This is a genomic window from Maribacter spongiicola (genome assembly GCF_004364165.1).
Lineage (GTDB): Bacteria > Bacteroidota > Bacteroidia > Flavobacteriales > Flavobacteriaceae > Maribacter > Maribacter spongiicola.
In genome coordinates this window covers 782,743-804,998 of record NZ_SOAY01000011.1, presented here as the reverse complement: position 1 = coordinate 804,998, position 22,256 = coordinate 782,743, and the positions used below count along the sequence as shown (strand labels likewise).

Annotated in this window: 18 protein-coding genes and 1 riboswitch; of the genes, 12 read left to right on the top strand and 6 right to left on the bottom strand. The window is 34.1% G+C overall.

Annotated features, from left to right (window positions below; all coding sequences use genetic code 11):
* Positions 1–14 precede the first annotated feature (14 nt).
* Positions 15–2,369 carry a TonB-dependent receptor gene (locus CLV90_RS11800; RefSeq protein ID WP_133687674.1) on the bottom strand — a complete coding sequence of 785 codons (2,355 nt, stop codon included), beginning with the start codon at positions 2,367–2,369 and terminating at the stop codon, positions 15–17.
* Positions 2,370–2,479: 110 nt separating this feature from the next.
* Here CLV90_RS11800 and CLV90_RS11795 point away from each other — a divergent pair, with 110 nt between their 5' ends.
* The 7 genes from CLV90_RS11795 (at position 2,480) to CLV90_RS11765 (ending at position 11,527) form a co-directional block, all read left to right on the top strand.
* A complete protein-coding gene (locus CLV90_RS11795; RefSeq protein ID WP_133687673.1) occupies positions 2,480–3,706 on the top strand; it encodes a hypothetical protein in 1,227 nt (408 codons plus the stop codon).
* Between the two features lie 164 nt (positions 3,707–3,870).
* Positions 3,871–4,248, top strand: coding sequence for a response regulator (locus CLV90_RS11790; protein WP_133687672.1), 378 nt, complete (start codon positions 3,871–3,873; stop codon positions 4,246–4,248).
* Positions 4,249–4,561: 313 nt separating this feature from the next.
* A riboswitch (SAM-I-IV-variant riboswitch) is annotated at positions 4,562–4,658 on the top strand.
* Positions 4,659–4,709: 51 nt separating this feature from the next.
* Positions 4,710–6,011: a Na+/H+ antiporter NhaC family protein gene (locus CLV90_RS11785; RefSeq protein WP_133687671.1), complete on the top strand. Its 1,302-nt coding sequence runs from the start codon at positions 4,710–4,712 to the stop codon at positions 6,009–6,011.
* Positions 6,012–6,098: 87 nt separating this feature from the next.
* On the top strand, positions 6,099–6,761 hold the full coding sequence (locus CLV90_RS11780; protein WP_133687670.1) for a hypothetical protein: 663 nt from the start codon (positions 6,099–6,101) through the stop codon (positions 6,759–6,761).
* A 657-nt stretch (positions 6,762–7,418) separates the two neighbouring features.
* Positions 7,419–8,279, top strand: a complete 861-nt coding sequence (locus CLV90_RS11775) for an outer membrane beta-barrel protein (protein ID WP_133687669.1) — start codon at positions 7,419–7,421, stop codon at positions 8,277–8,279.
* Positions 8,280–8,532: 253 nt separating this feature from the next.
* The gene (locus CLV90_RS11770) at positions 8,533–10,560 is read left to right on the top strand and encodes an NADPH-dependent 2,4-dienoyl-CoA reductase (protein WP_133687668.1); all 2,028 of its coding nucleotides are present in this window, start codon (positions 8,533–8,535) and stop codon (positions 10,558–10,560) included.
* Positions 10,561–10,834: 274 nt separating this feature from the next.
* On the top strand, positions 10,835–11,527 hold the full coding sequence (locus tag CLV90_RS11765) for a nitroreductase family protein (protein WP_133687667.1): 693 nt from the start codon (positions 10,835–10,837) through the stop codon (positions 11,525–11,527).
* A 217-nt stretch (positions 11,528–11,744) separates the two neighbouring features.
* Here CLV90_RS11765 and hxlA read toward each other — a convergent pair whose 3' ends face one another.
* Positions 11,745–12,374 carry a 3-hexulose-6-phosphate synthase gene (gene hxlA, locus CLV90_RS11760; RefSeq protein ID WP_133687666.1) on the bottom strand — a complete coding sequence of 210 codons (630 nt, stop codon included), beginning with the start codon at positions 12,372–12,374 and terminating at the stop codon, positions 11,745–11,747.
* 50 nt (positions 12,375–12,424) lie between these two features.
* The gene (gene hxlB, locus CLV90_RS11755) at positions 12,425–13,009 is read right to left on the bottom strand and encodes a 6-phospho-3-hexuloisomerase (protein ID WP_133687665.1); all 585 of its coding nucleotides are present in this window, start codon (positions 13,007–13,009) and stop codon (positions 12,425–12,427) included.
* Positions 13,010–13,229: 220 nt separating this feature from the next.
* Here hxlB and CLV90_RS11750 point away from each other — a divergent pair, with 220 nt between their 5' ends.
* From CLV90_RS11750 to CLV90_RS11730, 5 genes are all read left to right on the top strand, one after another.
* A complete protein-coding gene (locus tag CLV90_RS11750; RefSeq protein ID WP_133687664.1) occupies positions 13,230–14,072 on the top strand; it encodes a helix-turn-helix domain-containing protein in 843 nt (280 codons plus the stop codon).
* A 208-nt stretch (positions 14,073–14,280) separates the two neighbouring features.
* A complete protein-coding gene (locus tag CLV90_RS11745; RefSeq protein ID WP_133687663.1) occupies positions 14,281–15,264 on the top strand; it encodes a TRAP transporter substrate-binding protein in 984 nt (327 codons plus the stop codon).
* On the top strand, positions 15,261–15,713 hold the full coding sequence (locus CLV90_RS11740; protein ID WP_133687662.1) for a TRAP transporter small permease: 453 nt from the start codon (positions 15,261–15,263) through the stop codon (positions 15,711–15,713). Before CLV90_RS11745 ends, CLV90_RS11740 begins: the two co-directional genes overlap by 4 nt.
* A gap of 10 nt (positions 15,714–15,723) precedes the next feature.
* Complete coding sequence (locus CLV90_RS11735) at positions 15,724–17,001, top strand: TRAP transporter large permease (protein WP_133687661.1); 1,278 nt, start codon at positions 15,724–15,726, stop codon at positions 16,999–17,001.
* 344 nt (positions 17,002–17,345) lie between these two features.
* Positions 17,346–18,206, top strand: coding sequence for a sigma-70 family RNA polymerase sigma factor (locus CLV90_RS11730; protein ID WP_133687660.1), 861 nt, complete (start codon positions 17,346–17,348; stop codon positions 18,204–18,206).
* A 93-nt stretch (positions 18,207–18,299) separates the two neighbouring features.
* On the opposite strand, the gene CLV90_RS11725 is transcribed toward CLV90_RS11730, so the two are convergent.
* The 3 genes from CLV90_RS11725 to CLV90_RS11715 all read right to left on the bottom strand — a co-directional run bounded on the left by CLV90_RS11725 (position 18,300) and on the right by CLV90_RS11715 (position 22,213).
* Complete coding sequence (locus CLV90_RS11725; protein WP_133687659.1) at positions 18,300–19,634, bottom strand: DEAD/DEAH box helicase; 1,335 nt, start codon at positions 19,632–19,634, stop codon at positions 18,300–18,302.
* A 197-nt stretch (positions 19,635–19,831) separates the two neighbouring features.
* Positions 19,832–20,872, bottom strand: a complete 1,041-nt coding sequence (locus CLV90_RS11720) for a leishmanolysin-related zinc metalloendopeptidase (RefSeq protein WP_133687658.1) — start codon at positions 20,870–20,872, stop codon at positions 19,832–19,834.
* Between the two features lie 126 nt (positions 20,873–20,998).
* Complete coding sequence (locus CLV90_RS11715) at positions 20,999–22,213, bottom strand: patatin-like phospholipase family protein (RefSeq protein WP_133687657.1); 1,215 nt, start codon at positions 22,211–22,213, stop codon at positions 20,999–21,001.
* Between the last annotated feature and the right edge of the window lie 43 nt (positions 22,214–22,256).

Genomic DNA, 22,256 nt, shown 5'->3' with positions numbered 1-22,256 from the left:
TGGTTGACGTGTACTTAGAATTTAACAGAAATTGCAGTACCTACGGTTAATGGTTGACCTCTCCAGGCAACATCATCAGGACTCCCAACAAATTCACCAGGTGAGAATTCTTGGTAATATGCTTTATCGGTCAAGTTCTTGCCCCAAAGTTCAAGTTTCCAGTTTTTGTATGATAGTCCCAAACGAGCATCTAATAAAGAATAAGCATCTGTTGTAAAAGCATCTCTATTACTTTCATGCCAGTAGGTTTTTCCTGTAGTATCTAGGTTTAAGAATCCGTTGAATTTTAAATCATCGGTAATATTGAATGAAGATTCTAAACCAACAGCGAAAGTACTTACAGGTACAAACGGTGTTTTTTGACCATCGTAAGCTGAATTGTTTGTAAAAGTACCATCGTCACCACCAGTAGTACCACCTTCTACAATTTTAGCATCTGTTACACCTACATTGGCAAATACATCTAAGAAGTTTGAAAGTCTAGCACGAGATTCCAACTCAAAACCGAATACATCACTCTTATCATAATTATAAACACCTGCAATAAAAGTGGTTAGGTCTAAAATATATTGTTGTTGGTTATTTAAAGTAGAATAGAATACAGAACCGTTAAGTATAAAGCGATCGTTCCATGAAGTAGTTTTAAATCCTAATTCATAATTGTCTGATGTTTCATCGTCAAACTCTCTATTGAACAGATTAGTTGGCTGTGCATTAAATCCGCCATTTCTATAACCACGACCATAGTTTGCATACATCAAAACATTTTTATTCGCTTGATATGATAAAGAGACTTTAGGTTGAAACTCGCTATTATCTCTTTCTGAATTGGTAACAAACAATACATCATCTTGTGTAAAGTTGTCCATATCTAAACGGAATCCTGCAGAAAGGGTTAATTTATCGGTTAGTTTGTAATCTCCGAATCCGAATAAAGCGATAGTTTGGGTTTCGTTAATATAGTCTGCTGTATCGTAAGCATCTGGACCGCCAAAATCAACACCTGTAGTCCCGTTTTGGTAAAAGTCTTTTTCTATTTTTTGATAGAATCCGCCTAAACTCCAATCAAACTTAGTGTCCGATTTTGAATTATTGATTCTAATTTCTTGGTTGAATGTTTTGGAAGTGATTTCTTCACCTTGTGTTAAGCCGTCCAACTCAAGAAAATCTAAATCTCCATTAGTAGAACGTTCTACTTTATTGATAGAAGTGATACTCTGTAATTTAACACCGGTAAGGTTATAATCCATTTTTAAGGTACCGTAGTTATTTGTCATATCCGACCTTCCCAGCACATCAGAAAATATTACATTATTACCATCAGACGGATTGGGGTCTAAAATACCACCCGTAAATTCACCATCTGTACCAGTTGGATTTACCGAATAATATGTTGCACCACCTTCAATATTAAAATACTGATAAGAACCCGTAACTGAGAAGTTAGAAGATAATTTTGCTTTCAATTGACCTCTTACATTAATGTCTTCTCTAAAATCAACTTTTTCATTAAGAAATTCATTGGTAAGTAAACCATCAAAATCTTTATATTGTGTTGAAAAACGATAGAACAATTTGTCTTTCGCTATAGCCCCAGATGATACAAACTGTGCTTGTTTAAATCCGCCATTACCAACACCTAATTTAATTTGGTTGTTCATTTTATTGGTAGGGTCTTTTGTGTAAATATTAACCGCGCCACCAATTGCATTTTTACCATATAAGGCACCTTGCGGACCTTTAACCACTTCAACCAAAGCCAAGTCATACAAATCTTGACTTAATAAACTTGGATCAGGTATGGTAACACCATCAATAACGAAAGCCAATGGAGCATCGCCTCCCCTAACTTGCGGAATACCACGAACCGTAATAAAATTTAGACCAATAGATTGCGAAGAATTGAATTTTAAGTTTGGTACTAAAGTTGAAAATGAACTTACATCTGTAATACCGGCACTTTCAATGCCTTCCGCATTCAAAGCCGTAACAGATTCTGGCGTAGTTTGTATAGATTCTGTTCGCTTACAAGATTTACCCATAACACCAGAGAACCCTTGTACGGTAACACCAGTTAATGAAACAGCGGTTTCTACCAATTCAACATCAATTTGAGATTGCCCTGAAACTGTTATTTCTTGAGTTTCAAACCCAATAAAAGCGACAGATAGTATTGCTTCGGTAGATGCAATGCTAATATCAAAATTTCCGTTAAAATCTGAAATTACACCATTAGATGTGCCTTTTTCGCTAACACTGGCTCCGGGCAACGGTTCGCCATTTTGATCTGTAATTTTACCAGTCACCAAAGTTTGTGAAAAACCGAAGGTAGAAACCAGAAAACAAATAAGTAAGAATAGTTTTTTCATGATCTGTTTAGATTAGTTTGTTTGCTAAATGTAGAAACACATCTATTAATTCTTATTAATTCTTAATACTAAAAATATTTTTAATAATTTTATTCTTAAAATAGGAATTTATGATAACAGGTTCAGGGTCATTGGTTTTTACTTCAGAGTACTTTAAAATTTTAATAGACAAGATACATGATGAGTTTATAAAAAAACATAAACTTACCCAATTACCAAAAACGTTTCAATTGTATGGTTATGGTGCTTTTGATGAAAACAAACCTAGTCTTAAAAACGATTTTGAAGCTTTAGGGTCCGAGTTTATAAATGGAAAGTACTTATATGATAAGTTTCGAGAATTTGAAAAAGGGAAACCACTTATAAAACTGAATCATTATTATAAAACCATCATCTTACTTTTTTTAGGATATCAAGACTACGAAGTATTTCTTGCAGAAAACAAACCCTCTGAAGATGAGTTCGATAAGCAGTTAACCCTTCTTAAAAGTAATGATGAAGACATTACCTATTATTATATCAATTACTATTTCGGGGAAGACAATACCATTTTAAAAGGGCAAAGTATCATTTCTAAAAATTGGAAAAAGATTCAGCATATTTTTATGTATCCCTTAGAAGATGGTACCATGCGTGAATATTATAGCCACGGCAATATAAAACGCCAAGGAGATACCTTGACCATTAAGACAAATACCCTTTCTGGGGACAGATATATTGATGGGGCTAGTGAAATCTATTATTTAGGACACCGAGCGCCATCTAACATTAAATACTTGATCGGTACCTATTGCACATTCGATCTATTTACAAATACTGTTGCCGGCCGTTCCATTTTAGAAAAATGTGAGAGTAAGCGAGAAATGGAACAAAAATCTATGGACCCTAGCATACCTCCTTATATAGCTATGGAAATAAGAAACAAGCGTATTGTAAACCCTAGTGTTGTTCCAAAACATGCACTAGAACTATCAAGCAATAGTCCGTACGCATCACTTTATGGCAAACTACCAGGCACCTATAATGTAACTTTTGACTTTGTTGACGGATTTCAGGAAAAATTGAAATTCAAAATTTTGAAGTCCAATTTTGAAATAGTAACACTTACCGATAATGTCTATATAGAAAAGGACCGAATAGAACTGTTGAACAAAGGATCTGTAATTAATTTCAGATTTAACTTCTCTGGGATTATAGCTTTGGAACGTGTAAATATCTACTTTAAAAGCTACTATTTAAAAAATAATAGTAGAAACCAAGAAGGTGTGTTTAGTGGTATAGATAATGAAAATAGATTGGTGAATGGTTCGTTAAATGTTGATTTTACCGAAGCATAATTGGTAGAAAAATTAGATAATAGAATTAGTTATACGTAACAAAAAGGTCATTTTTAAAGTGTAATATTAACATATAAAGATATTTTTAAGCTGTTCATCTGAATTACTTTTTCATACTAAGGCATTAAAGTACTTTTCGGCACTCAAACCCCGAAAGCAGATTAATGAAACTTGAACTAATAATAGTAGATGATTCCCCTTTATGGTTGTCATTAGCCGAAAAGCTTGCCAAAAATCACCCGTTAGTGCGTAGTGTCCTTACCTTTGAAGACTCTTATGATGCTTGGGTACATATACAAATAGCGAAACCACAAGTTGTAATGTCAGATATTGAGATGCCAGGTATGAACGGACTCTCTTTTCTAGAAATGTTCGCAGATCGTTTGCCATTTATATCAAGTTCTACCAAACAAGAATTTGAAGTTGTTGCCAGAGAACTTGGCTGTGTTGATTTTGTAAGAAAGCCATTTACAAAAAGTGAACTTCATAATGCCATAGATTTAGTTTACGCCAATATTTATGGAAAAAAAGTAAGCGCATAATTTTGAATTTCAAAATTCTTAATAATTATAAGGATTTTGAAATTCGAACTTGTTATGGCCAATAATAATTTAAACCATAGTAAATGCTCAACGCGCCTATAATAATATCATTTGACACCATATTTATAACATCAGTTGCATCAGTTATTGTAACGTCTTCGCAGATGAAACAAGTGATTGTTAATTTATAACGCTCGTCATTACCATCATATTGAATTTCTTTTTACGTTTATTTCCTCCAAATTAAAAAGTGAAATATTAACCTTTTTTAAGATTTACAAGATGCATTTATAGACTACATTTGCCGCCTTAAAATTGTTATCAAGAATCTCGAAAAAGGAGATAGCAACCTGCAATAACAAGCAAGGTGCTAAATAGATAAGCCATTAATTGGAACAAATGTTAACACATGATTCTTCTAATTTATAGCTATTTCCTTTTTTGAAAATGAAGAAAGAGAAATGGAAAGCACTAAAAAGATTATACCAAAATTTTCAGCTTTAATACCCTTATTCGTATTTGTATTTACGTTTTTAGGCGTAGGTATCTATCAAAACGATTTCTATGCACTACCCGCTCCTATTGCGGTAATTGTCGGTATAATTGTAGCATTTTTACTTTTTAAACAAAGCATTACTTCCAAAATTAACACTCTGTTAAAAGGTTGTGGCGATGATAAAATATTGACCATGTGCCTTATTTATTTGCTAGCAGGTGCTTTTGCTGCTATTACAAACGAAACGGGAAGTGTAGATGCCATCGTTAACCTTGGGTTAGATGTTATAGCTATTCAATATATTTATGTAGGGATCTTCATTATTGCAGGATTTTTATCGGTTTCTACTGGAACATCTGTTGGTGCAATTGTAGCATTGGCACCAATTGTAGTTGGTTTTGCAGATGAAAGCAGTGCAGATTTGGCAATACTATGTGGTGCTTTGTTAGGTGGTAGTATGTTTGGAGATAATTTATCTGTTATCTCAGATACCACAATTGCCGCGACTCAGTCTTTGGGATGCAAAATGAGCGATAAATTTAAACAGAATATCAAAATAGCGGTGCCTGCAGCATTATTCACCATTGCTATTTTAGTATTTCAGGGAATAGGATTGGAATCTGATGTAAACCAAACTACAGTTTACAATTATTCTATCATTAAAATATTGCCATATGTATTGGTGATTGTTCTTTCGGTCGTGGGAGTCAATGTCTTTGTAACCTTGTTGTTAGGTACAATTGCAGCAGGTGCATTAGGAATCGCTTATGGTGATTTCTCATTAATAGAATCAACCAAAATCGCCTATACCGGATTTACCAATATGACCGAAATATTTCTGCTGTCTTTGTTAACTGGTGGGCTAGCTGCCTTAGTGGAAAGAAATGGCGGAATTGAATTTATACTGGTCAATATTAAAAAGCTGATTAAAAATAAGAAATCTGCCCAGTTTGGTATTGCGACTTTAGTGAGTACCATTAACATGGCAATTGCAAATAATACGGTGTCTATTATTATTGCTGGTCCTATTGCAAAGACTATAAATGACGAGTATCATTTGGATAATAAAAAGACGGCATCAATCTTAGATATTTTTGCTTGTATTTTTCAAGGCTTACTCCCTTATGGAGCTCAGGTTTTAATGATTTTAAGCTTCTCCAAAGGGAAAATCGATTATATAGATTTGGTAAGTAATACGTGGTATCTACTTCTTTTGTTTATTTATACGTTACTGTTTATTGGGCTTAAGCCTATACATATGAAGTAGTCTTTAATATGATACAGCAATTTTTAAAAAGTAATTTTTCTGATAAAAGTACGTTCTAGTATCTTATAAATTTCAAAACCATTATCAATGAATTTCAAGATGTTATCGTTTGCCGTATTTTTTATTTTTATTTCAAATGTTTTCGCACAAAACAAAGGTGTAGTAACTTTTAAAAATGGAGATATTAAAGAAGGCCTTATTGAGAATAAGGGAAGTAAAATTCTCTTTACTGAAATTGAAGCTTCGCAACCTGAGAAAATTGATCATGAAGATATAGAACATATAAAAACAGGTGATATTGAATATTTTAGAAGCTCACCAAATTCTAAGAAATTAGAAGAATTTCAGGTGATAATTTCTGGAGAAACAATGTTAGTGGCACGAAACATTCAAACAAACTACGGTAGTATGAAGGTTGAAAACGAGACTTCTTATGCTCAAAGTGGTAAACTAACAGCAAGTCAAAGCACACAAGTTTCAAGAAGGGTTGTTCGAGGACCTACTAGTAGAGGCACTATTATTAAATATTTTATTAAAAAGCCAGGCGCTAACAATATTGAACAAGTGTACCGCCTAATTGTTGGTGATGTAGATTGGATAGGATACAAGAAAAAGGTGAAAAAACAATTAGGAGATTGTAAATCACTTATTCAAAAAATGAATGATGGTGATTTCAAAGATGATGAATATGGTAAAGGCGCAGAATTAGCTGCTATTGTTTTGTATTACAATGAAAATTGTAGTAATTAAATTAGAATAAAAACTATCATTAAATATAAAAAAACCTATAGGAAACTATAGGTTTTTTTATTTCCGTTATCTTCCATATAACGGCGCCAATAAATAAGACAGGTATTTATAGCCGATAAACAAAGGCAGTAAGAAGCTAATATATATCTACAGGTCAAGAACCATCTGTTTGCTAATTGTGCATTTGCAAATCTATTTCTAGCAACCATATTGACAGCATGCGTAATTACCTTTATTTAAGTTTGGTGGTATGGAGCGTTTAGAATATATCATTCATAATTATTTCTCGAAATTGTGGTCTAAATACATTACGTCAGTGTATATAGGTCCAATAAAAATGACTGAGGTTAAACAAAAACTGAATTATCGACTCCCAATAAATTACAATAAAGTGTGCTATATCGATTTTGTATTGCTTAATTAGTAATACAGAGGAGAAAATCAGTTATAAATTTCAAATAGAGTGTTAAACCATGCCTTTAGATGTAAGAACTTTCCCTAAAAAAGTAACTTTGATATCCCGATTTTAAATCAGACGCTTATTGTGTTTAGTAATACATTATGATATACGTCGTAAAGTATTGTTAATTAACTATGTGCGTTCGTATTACTAAAGGGTTAAGTTTTAATAGTTTTTACAAATCTAAATCATTTATTATGAAACACTTAGTAGCTGTTTGTGCAGCTGTTTTAATTAGCACGATGTCTTACAGTCAATGGCAAGTATCTGCTAGTTCTGGATACGCAATAGGTAGCGCGACCATGAAATTAGGAGAACGCGTTAATGCTACTTCTACTGAAAACTCTTATGGAAGTTACGGTGAAGGAACAAATTTTCAACTTAGAGGAACTTATTTTTTCGACGATTCTTTCGGTTTTGACTTAGGTGTGGGTTATTTACATGGTACGGGTCAAGACATATCGATTATTGATTTTCCAAGTACCGAGGTAAATGCTATAGCAAGAGCGCGAGCTTTTGGTGCTTCCGCATCTGTAGTATATAAGTTTACTAATAATATTTACGGTCGTTTTGGAGCCTTATTAAAATTAGGTGGTAAAACTGAGGGAGTTATCTATCAAAAATCGGTTTTTTCAGAGCAAGAAGCAGAAGCCTTAGGTGTACCTAACGGTTCTTATTCTGAAACAAATTATAAGGAAGATTTTCACGGACATTTTCCTTTAGGTTTCGTAGGTGCACTTGGTTATAAGTATGACTTAGATTCTAATTTCAGTCTTTTTGCTGAAGTAGAGTATTACGGAATCAGTTTAAAGCGTAAAGATTCTGAGATTTCTGAATTTAATACTGATGTTAAACTTCCTGATGGTACAGTTGCGGTTAGCGGATTATATACTATCGATAATTTACCAGAGGGTATAAATAATAAAACCACGTACGTAGATGAATTATCGAATACAAATACAGATACTTCAAATGAATTATCTCAAAAAGTGCCTTATTCATCTTTCGGTATTAACTTTGGTATTACGTACAAATTTACGCGTGCTATAAAAGAATAATTACAAAAGGTTAAGTTCTTTCAGAAATAAAGAAAACCCCTATAAAACTTTTAGTTTATAGGGGTTTTTTAATTCTGGCAGTTAGGTTTTAAACATACTGCTTAAGAAATGAGCATATTCAAAATCTAACTGTATGATTGAAAATAAGCTCAGTACTCGCTAAAAAATGTTTAATTAGTTTTCAAAAATTAAAAACGTATCTTGTTAATTATTATGCATGCATAATAAAAAAGTAACTAAAAAGTAACAAGTAATGACCAAGTACACCCATATTTTTGAGCCACTAGATTTAGGATTTACCACCCTTAAAAATCGAATATTAATGGGTTCGATGCATACCGGATTAGAAGAAGAAAAAGATGGTATAGAGAAAATTGCCGCATATTATGCCGAACGTGCAAAGGGCGGAGTCGGGTTAATTGTAACTGGCGGAATAGCGCCCAACGTACAAGGTTGGACAGGTCCTTTCTCAGCGCGAATGAGTTCTAAAAAACATGCGAAACATCATAAGGTTATAACTGATGCCGTACATAAAGAAGGCGGTAAAATTTGTATGCAAATATTACATGCCGGTCGGTATGGGTATCATCCTTTTGCAGTTGCCCCTTCCGCAATAAAATCTCCCATCTCCCCTTTCAAGCCATTTAAGCTCAACCAATCTGGCATTAATCGTACCATTCGTGATTTTGTAAATTCTGCTAAACTTTCAAAATTAGCGGGTTATGATGGTGTAGAAATTATGGGTTCTGAAGGTTATTTAATAAATCAATTTATTGTAGAAAGAACAAATAAACGTACCGATAACTATGGTGAAAGCTATGAAAATCGAATGCGTTTACCAATAGATTTAGTAAAGCAAACACGTGAAGCGGTTGGTAAGGAGTTTATTATTATCTATCGTTTGTCAATGTTAGATTTGGTAGAAAAAGGAAGCACTTGGCAAGAAGTGGTTGCTTTGGGTAAAGAAATAGAAAAAGCTGGTGCGACTATTATAAATACAGGAATTGGCTGGCATGAAGCACGCATACCCACTATTGCAACATCGGTACCCAGGGCTGCATTTACTTGGGTGACCAAAAAGATGAAAGAAGAATTATCTATTCCGTTAATAACTTCGAACAGAATAAATATGCCCGAAACTGCTGAAAAAGTTTTAGCGGAAGGTCATGCGGATATGATTTCAATGGCACGACCATTTTTAGCAGATCCAGAATGGGTAAATAAGGCTGAAGCTGAAAAGGCAGATGAAATAAATACGTGTATAGGTTGCAATCAAGCCTGTTTAGATCATGTTTTTCAACGTAAGGTGGCTAGTTGTTTGGTAAATCCGCGGGCATGTCATGAAACGGAACTGAATTATAACCCAACAGAAACAAAGAAAAGAATAGCCGTTGTAGGAGCTGGTCCGGCAGGATTGGCAGCATCAACAGTAGCAGCACAACGTGGGCATGATGTTACACTATTTGATGGTGAAAAAGAAATAGGCGGACAATTTAACCTTGCAAAGCAAATACCTGGTAAAGAAGAGTTCTACGAAACTATTCGCTATTTTAATAAACAATTAGAGCTTCATAATGTAACGGTGAAATTGAATACACGCGTAACTGCAGAAGACTTGCAAATTGGTGATTTTGATGAAGTTATTGTTGCGACCGGAATACAACCAAGGACTCCGAAAATTGATGGTGTAGACCATCCCAAAGTCCTGAATTATATTGATGTATTAAAGTTGAAAAAACCTGTGGGTAAACGCGTTGCGGTTATTGGCGCAGGCGGAATCGGTTTTGATGTCTCAGAATATTTAGCCCATGAAGGGGAAAGTACAGCCTTAAATATTGATGCTTGGCTGAAAGAATGGGGAATTGATAAGTCCTTAGAAGCTCGTAGTGGCATTGAGAATATACAGGCAGAAGTACACCCTTCGCCGAGAGAGATTTTTATGTTTAAGCGTAGCAAAGGTAAGTTTGGTGGTAATCTTGGTAAAACAACAGGGTGGATACATCGTTCTACGTTGAAAAAGAAAAATGTACAATTTATAAATGAAGTGCAGTATACTAAGATAGATGATCAAGGATTGCATTATACCCAAAATAACGAGCAAAAAATACTGGAAGTAGATTCTGTTGTTATCTGTGCAGGACAATTACCTTTTAAAGAACTTTTAGAACCATTGCAAGCAAAGGGTATAAAGGTACATGTCATAGGTGGTGCCGATGTTGCAGCGGAATTAGATGCTAAACGTGCCATAAATCAGGCATGTAGATTAGCTGCTGTAATATAGCTTGTACATATGATGATCGTATTCTACTTGTTGCTGATATTAAAGAAAATGTAACATGTTTAAGGTGCATATTTTGTGTCATAAATGTAATTTTTATTTAGTGTATACATAAGAAAATTACGGTTTAAAATATTAAGTAATTTTAAAAACAGTCTACTTGAAATTTGTATAGCGAATTACTTAACGAAGTCAATTTTAAATTTCTGAACTTATAGAAACTTTTTAAAACAATATCTTTGAGAGTAGAAATTTAAATTTAAACAACACTCGAAAAATGGCGACCGAATCTCATATATCTGTAAATGGACATACACATGTACTTTATAAAGATAATACCTTGTCTCAAGTAGAACTTATAAAACAGAGCGAGGAATTTTATAAGGTTTTAGATGAGCGAAGATCCATAAGGGAGTATGCAAATACCCATGTACCAAAAGAAGTGATTGAAAATTTAATTAAAACGGCATCTACAGCACCATCAGGTGCACATAAACAACCATGGACCTTTTGCGCGGTTTCTAATTCCGCTTTAAAAACCAAGATTAGAGAGGCCGCTGAAGCAGAAGAGAAAGAAAGCTATGAAAGTAGAATGAGCGAACGTTGGTTAAAAGATTTAGAACCGATGGGTACAAATATGTACAAGCCCTTTTTAGAAGATGCACCTTGGCTTATCATCATTTTCAAAAAAGTACATGATTTCGATGATGATGGTAAAAAGGTAAATAATTACTATGTAAACGAATCTGTAGGTATTGCTGCAGGAATGTTAATTACAGCGATTCACAATGCCGGTTTGGTTACATTAACACATACTCCGAGTCCGATGAACTTTCTAGCAAAGCTATTAGATCGACCAAGTAATGAACGCGCATTTTTATTGTTACCAGTTGGCTATCCAAAAACACCAACGTATGTGCCAGACATTGAAAGAAAACCAATAGATGAGGTTTCTGAGTTCTACGAGTAATACTTTAAGTAAGGTTATTTTAAATCCTATCTGATAATAGTTTAGATAAGATTTAAATTTGTAATAATATTTATAATCTTGGGCTTTGATTCTATAATTTTTTGTGATAAATCAATAAGGCTTTCGAAATATAACTAGGGGTGTAAAACAACAAATCCCCATTAAACTAATGAGGATTTGTGTTGCTGTAAAAGTGTAACTATCGCCTTCTACTTGCTTAAGCCATTGCCAACTCTTGTAATTCTTTGGCAGCTTTAGCAGGGTCTTCTGCACCATAAATAGCTGCACCAGCTACTGCAACTGTTACGCCAGAGTTTTTAACCGCGGTAATACTGCTTAAATTAACACCACCGGCAATGGAAACTGCCACCCCTGCTCTTGTTGCTTCATCAATTAATACTTGAATAGAGTATCCGTCTTCAGCTTGCTCGTCTAAACCAGCATGCAATTCTACGAACTCGGCACCTAAAGCAATAGCTTCTTGTGCACGTTTTACTCTATCTTTTACACCGATAGTATCTACAACCACACCTTTACCATGTGCTTTTGCTGCTTTTACTGCACCTGCAATTGTAGAATCGCCCGTTGCACCTAAAACTGTAATATAGTCTGCACCAGCACCGAAAGCCATGTTAGCTTCTAGTTCACCAGCATCGGCAGTTTTAAAATCAGCCAATACCAATTTATCAGGAAAAGCATCTTTCATCTTTCTAATACCTGCTAAACCTTCACTTTTAATAAGCGGTGTACCTAACTCGATAATATCAATATACGGAGCTACTTTTGTTGCTAATGCAATAGCGTCATCAATGTTTAATAAATCTATTGCTACTTGTAATTTTGCCATAATATTCTATTTAAAATGTTATTAATTTTTATCTATTTTTCTATTCTTAATTATTCCATATTCGCGTGACGTTTCCATAATTCAGAAGCAGAACTGCCGTCAAGATCCCAAAGCGTTTGTATTAATGCATCAAATACCAAAAGCAACGATTGTTCAAAAAGGCTACCCGCATATTGTTGAGAAACATTTTCGTCACGCTTTTGCTTTTGTGCAGCAGGTATTAATACTGTTTGTATTGATAACTCAGCCAATGGAGAACTACTATTGGTTGTAATACAGACGACATCTGCACCTACATTTTTTGCGGTTTTTGCAGCATTCACAATTCCGCCAGTTGTACCAGAACCAGAACCTGCAATTAATAAGTCTCCTTCTGCAATTGCCGGTGAAGTCGTTTCTCCTACTACATGAACGCTATAGCCTAAGTGCATTAAACGCATGGCAGCAGCTTTCATCATCAGCCCTGTTCTACCTGCACCCATTATAAAAATATGCTTGGAATTGGTAATAATAGGTATCAGTGCGGCTACTTCATCATAATTTATGGTGTGTACTAGTTTTATGTGCTCATTTATAATAATATTCATTGCACTTTCAACCAATTGGGTATCCTTATTTTTTAGTAAATTTTCCATAATTACTTTGTTATTTTTTTACTGCTTCACTAATTCGAGTACAAAGTTATGGCGGTACTTGCTCTATTACTTATACAATTTGATAGATGTGTGGTACAATCTGCCCAAAGCGTAAAAACCATTGGTGTTATTTCCTATTTTTGTGGTACATTTTGGAAATGATGAAGTTTTAACTTGTAATTTCTAAAATCAACTTTTAAAGTGTTTAAAAAATAGAATTATGCTGAGTGATAAGGTTTTATACATTAAAGATTTAGGTAACTGTCCCCCATCCTATTTAAACGACCCTGCTAGAAGAGATTTCTATGAAATTGTATGGTTGGTTGATGAGGATGCTCTTCATGTACCACAACATGATTTTCAAACTTTAAAAGGAGATTGGATCTATTTGATTCCCCCACACCGGGTTCATCAATTGAATAAAGCAGGTAAAAACGGAGTGCTAATTTCTTTTAAACAAGAATTATTAGAAGGCGATCTAAAAGAGTTTTTGTTAGATGTTTTTAGAATGTTCAATATACAAGGAGAGTTTTCTTGTTTACAAGTAAATGAAGAAACCAGTAAAGGACTGGCGACCGTATTACAATTATTGAAAGATGATTACAACAAAGAGACTGTAAACCTAATTATGATAAAAGCATTGTTAAAGGTGTTTTTATTGAAGTTGATACATTTAAAAGAACAACATTTTACCTTACAGGATATAAATGAAAAGCGCGTTTATGAGTTCATGCTTTTGCTTGAAAATAATTATAAGGAAGAGCGTAATGCCAAGTTCTATGCAGAGCAATTGGGTATTAGTGCAAAGCGATTGAATCAGATATTGAAAGAAAAGCTAGATAAAACCGGAGTACAATTAATTCATGATCGATTAATTCTAGAAGCCAAAAGACAGATTATTCATAGTGAGAGTACGATAAAGGAAATTGCGTATAACCTAGATTTTAAAGATCATTCCTATTTTAGTCGATTCTTTAAACAACACGCAGAACAGACTCCACAAGAGTTTCAAAACAAGGTAAAAGAACATGTTATCTCGCATGATAATACCTTGTATAGTTAATTAATAGATTTTACTACAATTTCCTTTCGAATGCCTCGTGGCATTGCACTATAAATATAGATAAGAAATATTTTAAAGTGTATTTAATACAATAAAATAAATATGTAACAATTTGATTATAAGTAGTGAATTTGAAAAATGGTTGGCTTTTAAAGTTTTAATCTTTGTATCTTAGAATCCTAAATATTTAAATAATTCAGCTGATTTTATGGTTCGTAAAAAGTTTCGGATTATTTATTTTTCATGTCTTCTAATATGTTTTTTAGGCTGCAAAACAAACGACCAAAACAACTTTGTTTTAAAAGCAAGTCTTTTAGTAAGCGAAGATCACTCTTGGCATAAAGCATTTATATTTTTCGGAGAACGCTTAAAAGCAGAATCTAATGGTCGCTTACAATTAGAAACTTTTCCTTCTGAACAATTGGCTAAAGAAGTAGAGGCTATACGAATGATTCAGACGGGCGTTCTAGATATGACCACTACCAGTTCATTACTTAGTAACTGGACAGAAATTATGACATTTTGCGAGTTGCCTTTTTTATTAAAGAGTCCAGATGACGTTGAAATATTAATGAATGGACCTTTGGGTAAACGTATATCTCAAGAAATGCAAGAAACCACAGGCTTAATACCACTTGGTTATTTTCAGGCAGGTGTTCGCCAACTTACTTCTAATAGACCAATAAAACATCCAGATGATTTACAGGGATTAATTTTGAGAGTGCCCAATGTGCCATCTTTTGTAACCGCATGGGATGCCTTGGGCGCAAAAACAACTCCTATGGCATTTTCAGAAGTATTTACTTCATTACAACAAGGCACTATAGATGCACAAGAAAATCCATTAGCACTAATCAAAGTATCAGGATTTTATGAAGTTCAAAAATACGTTAACCTCACCAACCATGTAGTAAGCTGGACCTACCCGGTTATTGGAGAGAAATCATTTAATAAGCTTCCGAAAGATTTACAAAAGATATTTTTAAAAACATCAAAAGAGATGATTGATTATCATCAAACCTTGTTTCTAGAAAATGAAAAGAAAATACGAGAAGAATTAGAAGCTAAAGGGATGATTTTTGTTGATGTTGACAACGAAGCATTTGTACAAAAATGTGGTACCACCATGTATGATATTCTTTCGCCAGAAATGCAGATTATATATAATTCAGTTAAAGAAGATTTGCCTTGAAATCACTATTTAAAGCTTTTAGAAAATTAATGATATGGGGTACAATTACCAGTACTTTATTATTTATAGGGATTACATTAATTCAAATATATGGTAGATTTTTTATGGTTAAAGCGCCTTCTTGGTCAGAAGAAGCAGCTAGGGTAGCTTTTATTTATGCTATTGCCTTTGCGGCCGGTTTAGCGGTTAGGGGTTCTTATTACGTCGATTTCGGTTTCTTGGCTCAAAAACTAAAACCTCGTTTACAAAAACGGCTTACTTATTTTGTTTGGGGTGTAACTGTTATATTCATTGTTCTATTTACCTATTACGCTATAGATTTTTTAATGTTGGGGTTAATAGAAAAATCACCAAGTTTAAAATATAAAATGGCCATATCATTTTCAGGAATAGCCATCATGGGACTTTCCATTTTAGTACATCTATTAGATCAAAAACCAAAAATTTAATATCGAGCTTATGATTACTATTCTTTTTGTGGTTTTTGTTGTGTGCCTACTATTACGATTTCCAATAGCATTTTCGCTTGGTATATCATGTATGGTATTTTTGATATTTAATGGGACAGATTTGATTGTAATGCCCATGAAAATGTATTCTGGTATAGATGTTTTTGTTTTGTTAAGTATACCAGGGTTTATTATAGCAGGTAATTTAATGAACCAAGGTGGGCTAACTGCAAAGATCATTAGATTCTGTAATCATTTAATAGGTCATGTTCCTGGTGGGCTTGCATTGGCAAATATTGGATCTTCTATGCTGTTTGCAGGTATTTCTGGTACAGCTATTTCAGATACGGCAAGCATAGGGTCAGTGATGATACCCGCTATGAAAAAAGAAGGTTATGATGCAGACTTTGCTTGTGCGGTTACCGCATCTTCCTCTACCGTTGGTCCAATTATACCACCAAGTGTACCAATGATTATAGCCGCAACCTTAAGTGGTCTGTCTGTCGGTAAATTGTTTTTAGCAGGTGCTATACCGGGTTTGTTATTGGGTGTGGCAATGTTGATACTTACCTATTACATCGCTAAAAAAAGAAATTATCCCAAACACGAGCGTAGTTCTTTACAGGAAATTTTTAGAGGATTCATAGATACCTTTTGGTCGTTATTAATGACTTTTATTATTCTTTTCGGAATAATAGGCGGTGTATTTACGCCAACTGAAGCCTCAATTATAGCAGTACTTTATGCCTTTGTGGTAGGCGCATTTGTGTACAAGAAATTGAATTTTAAAAGAACCATGGCAATTATTATTGATGCCATGAAAACGTCTGCGAGTCTAATGGTCCTTATCGGTTTTGCTAACTTGTTTGGTTATATATTGGTTTCAGAAAAAGTACCTCATGAAATATCTAATATGATTTTGGGTTTTTCGGATAATAAATATGTAGTGCTTCTACTTATAAATATTCTCTTGATACTTGTGGGTACCTTTATGGAGACGATAGCGGCACTACTTATTCTATTTCCAATTTTATTAAAAATTGCTATAAGTGTTGATGTAGATCCAATTCACTTTGCAATTATTGCACTATTGAATTTAATTATTGGTTTAACGACACCTCCTCTAGGGGTTTGTTTATTTGTAGCATCTGGTATAGGGAAAGTACCTTTAGAGAAAGTAAGCATAGCCAATTTACCTTATTTAGGCATTAGCTTTTTAGTGTTGATTGTAGTTACCCTATTTCCAGAAATAACCCTGTTTTTACCTGAACTCTTAATGGGTGATTAATAACATTCAATTAGTATTCGTTTTTAAGTAATTGTAATAAAATAGCTAAAGGCTACAAAACAAATGTTGTTTATTCCTGTAAAGTGATGAGAACTTCACATTGCAACAGCACTAGATTAAAGCATCAGAAAAATCTTTAGGTCTTCAGGGTTTCTGAGTTAAACAGTTATACTATGCCTATGTATTATAGATTTGACAATATCATATCATTTTCTTAGAAATAATTATATTTATTTAAGTGATATTAAGAAATCATTAAAATAATATCAATAAATATTAAAATTCATTAGGATTTCATCAAAAAATAGCTTAAATTATAACAACGATAAAAACAAAAATAATATATGAGGCAACTGAAGATCACTAAGCAAATTACAAACAGAGACACTAAATCATTAGAAAAGTACTTTCAAGAAATATCAAAAATTGATTTGATTACCGCAGATGAAGAAGTGGAGCTAACTAGAAGAATACGTGAAGGAGATCAAATTGCCCTAAATACCTTAGTAAACGCCAACCTACGTTTTGTAGTTTCTACGGCAAAACAATATCAAGGTAGCGGATTACGACTTTCAGATTTAATCAACGAAGGAAATATCGGTTTGGTAAAAGCCGCAAAACGTTTTGACGAAACCAGAGGTTTTAAATTTATATCATATGCTGTTTGGTGGATCAGACAATCAATACTATCATCAATCTCTGAGCAATCGCGTATGGTACGTATTCCACTGAATAAAATCGGGGAAATCAGTAAAATTAATAAGGTTTATTCTTCTTTAGAACAATCTTTACAAAGACCACCAAGTACAACCGAAATAGCTAGAGAACTAGATATGAGTGGTACGCAAGTAAAGCTCGCTTTAAAAAATTCAGGCAAACACTTATCTATGGATGCACCTTTTCAAGAGGGAGAGTCATCAAATTTATATGATGTTGTAAGCTCTAAAGATGCAAACAGACCAGATGCCGGTATGATGATGGATTCCCTCAAAACAGATCTTAATCAAGCATTAAATACCCTGCCTAGTAGAGAAAGCGAAATAATCAAGCTCTATTATGGCATCGGTGAGAGTCACCCTAAAAGTTTAAGTGAAATCGGAGAACTTTTCGATTTGACTAGAGAGCGTGTTAGACAGCTTAGAGAAAAGGCTGTACGTAAATTGCGTAACAAGTCTCAAAACGAAATGTTGAAAGCATATTTGTAGATCACAAATCTTTAGAAATTAAAAAAGCCGACTTATGTAGTCGGCTTTTTTATGCAGTAAGGTGTTGTAAACGATGAAGATTACTAATTATAATTATTTTTTTCTTTTCGGCTCTTCTGACTTCATATGTAAACTAGCAGTTTGTGCTATATGGTTCGCCAATATTTTCTCTACCAATTCTTCTTTCGTTAAGTGATGAAAAATGGTTCTTACCTTAGTTTTAAATTCTTCAGACACTTCGCGATTAGGCTTGGTTTTAAAGATTTTTTTAGCCCAAAGTAAGGTGTTGTTCTCTTCGATACTCTGTGCATCTGCCTTTTGGTATTTCGAGAAAGAAATACCTAATTCTTTTTCAAAATCGAAAACTTCGGCAACTTCTTCTTTTTGAAGAATAGTCAATGAAAGTCCCTTCTCCCCTGCTCTAGCTGTTCTTCCGCTTCGGTGAACATAGGCATCGTAAGTATCAGGTAAATGATAATTAACTACGTAACCAAGTTCTTTTACATCGATACCACGCGCAGCTAAATCGGTTGCCACTAATATATCGATATGACCTTCTCTAAACTGACCCATTATACGATCACGAATACCTTGAGATAAACTACCGTGTAAAGCTCCCGATGAAAATTTATTTATAGCTAGGTTTTTCGCCAGCTTATTGACTGCCGCTTTCGTTTTACAGAAAATGATACCGCGCTGCCCTTCTTTTGTATTTAAAAAATGCATAAGCACATCTAACTTTTCAATGGGCTCTACAACCACATATTTATGATCAATTCCTTGATGACCAAGAGTAGACATATCTGCCTCAACATGTACTACATGTTTAGACATGTAATTTTGAACCAACTGTTTTATTGCTCCAGACATGGTAGCGGTAAATAATAATGTACGTCTAGCCTTTGGTATGGCTTCTATTATAGTATCTAAATCTTCTTTTAAGGCTGTAACCATTTCATCGGCTTCATCTAAAACCAAATACTTTAGTTTTTTAATATCTATAGCCTCACGTTTCACCAAATCTACCAATCGACCAGGTGTAGCTACTACAATATGAGTAGCTTCTTTTAAACGTTCTATTTGAGGTTTTATGGGTATACCACCACAAACTGCAGCGATTGATATCGCAGGACTATGTTTTGCATACGAAATCAGGTTAGCATGTATCTGTTGCGCCAATTCTCTTGTTGGGGCTAAAATAACAGCTTGTACGGTCGTACTTTTAGTATTCACCAATTGTAATAAAGGCAAGCCCAATGCAGCGGTTTTTCCGGTTCCGGTTTTTGCTAAGGCAACAAGGTCATCTTTTTGATTAAGAATAACAGGAATACATTTCTTCTGAATATCTGTGGGTGCGGTAATCTGTAATTCTTCTAGACTTTTTTGTAAATCGTTAGAAATTCCTAAATCTGAAAACGTGCTTGACATAAAATAATTTTTGGCAAAGATAGGTACAGTTTCATAACGCAACTATTATATAGGCCAAAGCTTAAGATTAAAGTACATTGACTCTATACTTAAAGTTAATTTAAAGATTAAAAAAAGCTTGCACCATATTTAAATGATGCAAGCTTTAAAATGTTACACGGTATTAGGTTTATGATAACCTTAGATGCACATGAGTATTATTTTTTAACGTTTACAAAACCTCTCAACGGAACTAATTCTTCCATTTTAGCAATATTTAAACCTTGATTTTCAGCAGTACCAAAATCACCAAGATCATTAATATCCACACCTTCTGTACCACGAGGTAAATCATAAGACTCGCCAACAGAAGCAGAACCGTACCCAAGATCTCTCATTGATCCAGCAGTTATTCTACTTAATGGGTTTTCTCCAAGGTTTAAGAAGCCAGTCATAAGTTCATTATTTAGGGTAGCTTCTCTCCAATGACCTAAAGCAGTACCTGGACCACCCATGTTTTCAATAGGTAACTCATTAGTTCCACCTTCAGCATTCCAGAATACGTTAGCTTTTTTACCTGTAAAGTAGGGGTTACTGTCTGGTCCTGCTCTTAGGGTTCTGTCAAAACCGAAAGGTACCGTGTTCCAAAGCGTACCTACGCCTAAAACGTGACCCATTTCGTGAACAATAACTTCCTCGAACAAATCAATTTCTTCAAGAAAATCTAAATCTTCAACATCAAAGAACATTACACCTGTTAATGATAAGAAATCTTCGGTTCTAACAAATTGAGGACCTGCTTGACCTAAAATACCACCTGGACCATCTATTGGGGCTAACGCTACTTCGATAACCAAATCATCAATAGCATCAATATCTGGAAAACCTGCGAAAGCTGAAGGTATTGGACCAGCAACATCTGGTACATCTTTGATGATTATACGTTCCCATCTTGCTGCAGCAGCTTCAAAAACTTCCACTTGCCTTTCGGTAGGGGGTAATAAATACTTTAAGGTAATATTGTAACGACCTTTCTCTGCATTGCTAGATTTGGCTGTTTCCAAATTTGTAATACCTAAGTCATCAATGATTATTGGGGTACTATTGGGGGCTTTTAAAGCAATTTCTAGCGTTTTGATTTCTTGCGTAGTTTCAATTTCAGAATCTATTTTTTCTTCTGTACAAGAAGTCATAAAAAATGCACTCATAGCGCATCCCATAGCTAAAAATTTACCTGTTTTTTGTAAAGTGTTCTTCATAAAAATATAGTGTTTAAAATAATTGTTCCAAATTTTTAATACAATAGTTGTATTAAAAATATCTATTTTGTTAAATTTAACTTAATAATTGTAATTGAGCAATCTTGTTTACCAATTTTCAAATTTTTATTTGGTTCCATCCAAATTTCTCCATCTATTCATTCCGATTTTATAAAACTTATCACCTTGTAAGAGCGTTAAATCATTATTACGCTCTACTTTAAACTCTATGGGCTGGTTGTAAAGTTGTCCGGCTTTCCATGCGTTAAAACAATTAATAAGTGTTTCAATTTCTTCATCTTTAGTGAGGTCCATATCTAATTGATATAATTCATGAACCAAGGGTACTACCTCTTTAGGTGTATTCGAGTCGAAATGAATTAATGGCGATAAGCGTATAATTTGCTCGTTAAGTAATTTACCCGTAGCCACCTTTAAAAACATCATGGCGATATAGTTGGCGGTATCTGGGGGTTGGTATAAAATAGTTTTAGCTTGATGAATTACTGTTTCTTTAAAAAAGTTGAACTGCGGTTTCCATTTAGAGAAGGCAAATTTCTTTCTTCTAAAGATTAATGCAATCTGTTTCCAATCCCAAAAATCTTTCTTCGCATCTGCTGACATTAAAGAATTACTGGTGCCAAGCGATATAATCTGAATCGTTTTTAAATCTACACCGAGTTTGTAAGCTTCAATGATTCCTGCTAAAATGGGGTTGTTGAATCCACCCAAAGCGCCATCCCATAACTCATAATATATTTCACTTTGTTTCGCTTTAAACCGTGCCGGGAAATCGAAATATTGAACAGGCGCATTAGATGATCCGTTGATAGCCTGAGTAAGTCTAACAGAATCATACGAATCAGGATTTGTTGTGAATGATTTAAAGAATTTAGCTCGGTTATTTAAGGCATCATAGGTAGCAACCACTATTTTTAGTGATTCTTTGCCAATAAGAGTTGGCAGTTCATCCATCTGCATTTTATCAATTTCAGGGAACAGATTTTCAAAAGCCTCTTTCTTTTTGGTAGCGCTATATTTTGGTCCGAATCCGGCATTGAATAGTCCCAAATAATCCACCGGAAAATAACGATCTTTAAACGTGTTTTTATGGAATATGAGTTCTCTATTTTTCTGTTCCTTAAATAAGGAAATTGCTTTATCTAGAGTATAGTTTTCGGCAAGAGCTGCTAAAACAATGCTTCCGCCAGAATTGGCAATTACTAAATCGAATTTTTGTAGAATCTGATGTCCATTAATATTTCCGTATCTGTCTTTAAGGGTTAGTAGTTGAATAATAGCCCAGCTTCCGCCGCCATCTAAAGAGAGAATTTTATACATATCAATGGCTGTTTTAATTGCCTAAATATCGGTACTTGAACAG

Excerpts from the sequence above, each read along its gene's own strand:
- CLV90_RS11800 (WP_133687674.1), bottom strand. The coding sequence starts at position 2,369 with ATGAAAAAACTATTCTTACTTATTTGTTTTCTGGTTTCTACCTTCGGT.
- CLV90_RS11795 (WP_133687673.1), top strand. The coding sequence starts at position 2,480 with ATGATAACAGGTTCAGGGTCATTGGTTTTTACTTCAGAGTACTTTAAA.
- CLV90_RS11790 (WP_133687672.1), top strand. The coding sequence starts at position 3,871 with ATGAAACTTGAACTAATAATAGTAGATGATTCCCCTTTATGGTTGTCA.
- CLV90_RS11785 (WP_133687671.1), top strand. The coding sequence starts at position 4,710 with ATGGAAAGCACTAAAAAGATTATACCAAAATTTTCAGCTTTAATACCC.
- CLV90_RS11780 (WP_133687670.1), top strand. The coding sequence starts at position 6,099 with ATGAATTTCAAGATGTTATCGTTTGCCGTATTTTTTATTTTTATTTCA.
- CLV90_RS11775 (WP_133687669.1), top strand. The coding sequence starts at position 7,419 with ATGAAACACTTAGTAGCTGTTTGTGCAGCTGTTTTAATTAGCACGATG.
- CLV90_RS11770 (WP_133687668.1), top strand. The coding sequence starts at position 8,533 with ATGACCAAGTACACCCATATTTTTGAGCCACTAGATTTAGGATTTACC.
- CLV90_RS11765 (WP_133687667.1), top strand. The coding sequence starts at position 10,835 with ATGGCGACCGAATCTCATATATCTGTAAATGGACATACACATGTACTT.
- hxlA (WP_133687666.1), bottom strand. The coding sequence starts at position 12,374 with ATGGCAAAATTACAAGTAGCAATAGATTTATTAAACATTGATGACGCT.
- hxlB (WP_133687665.1), bottom strand. The coding sequence starts at position 13,009 with ATGGAAAATTTACTAAAAAATAAGGATACCCAATTGGTTGAAAGTGCA.
- CLV90_RS11750 (WP_133687664.1), top strand. The coding sequence starts at position 13,230 with ATGCTGAGTGATAAGGTTTTATACATTAAAGATTTAGGTAACTGTCCC.
- CLV90_RS11745 (WP_133687663.1), top strand. The coding sequence starts at position 14,281 with ATGGTTCGTAAAAAGTTTCGGATTATTTATTTTTCATGTCTTCTAATA.
- CLV90_RS11735 (WP_133687661.1), top strand. The coding sequence starts at position 15,724 with ATGATTACTATTCTTTTTGTGGTTTTTGTTGTGTGCCTACTATTACGA.
- CLV90_RS11730 (WP_133687660.1), top strand. The coding sequence starts at position 17,346 with ATGAGGCAACTGAAGATCACTAAGCAAATTACAAACAGAGACACTAAA.
- CLV90_RS11725 (WP_133687659.1), bottom strand. The coding sequence starts at position 19,634 with ATGTCAAGCACGTTTTCAGATTTAGGAATTTCTAACGATTTACAAAAA.
- CLV90_RS11720 (WP_133687658.1), bottom strand. The coding sequence starts at position 20,872 with ATGAAGAACACTTTACAAAAAACAGGTAAATTTTTAGCTATGGGATGC.
- CLV90_RS11715 (WP_133687657.1), bottom strand. The coding sequence starts at position 22,213 with ATGTATAAAATTCTCTCTTTAGATGGCGGCGGAAGCTGGGCTATTATT.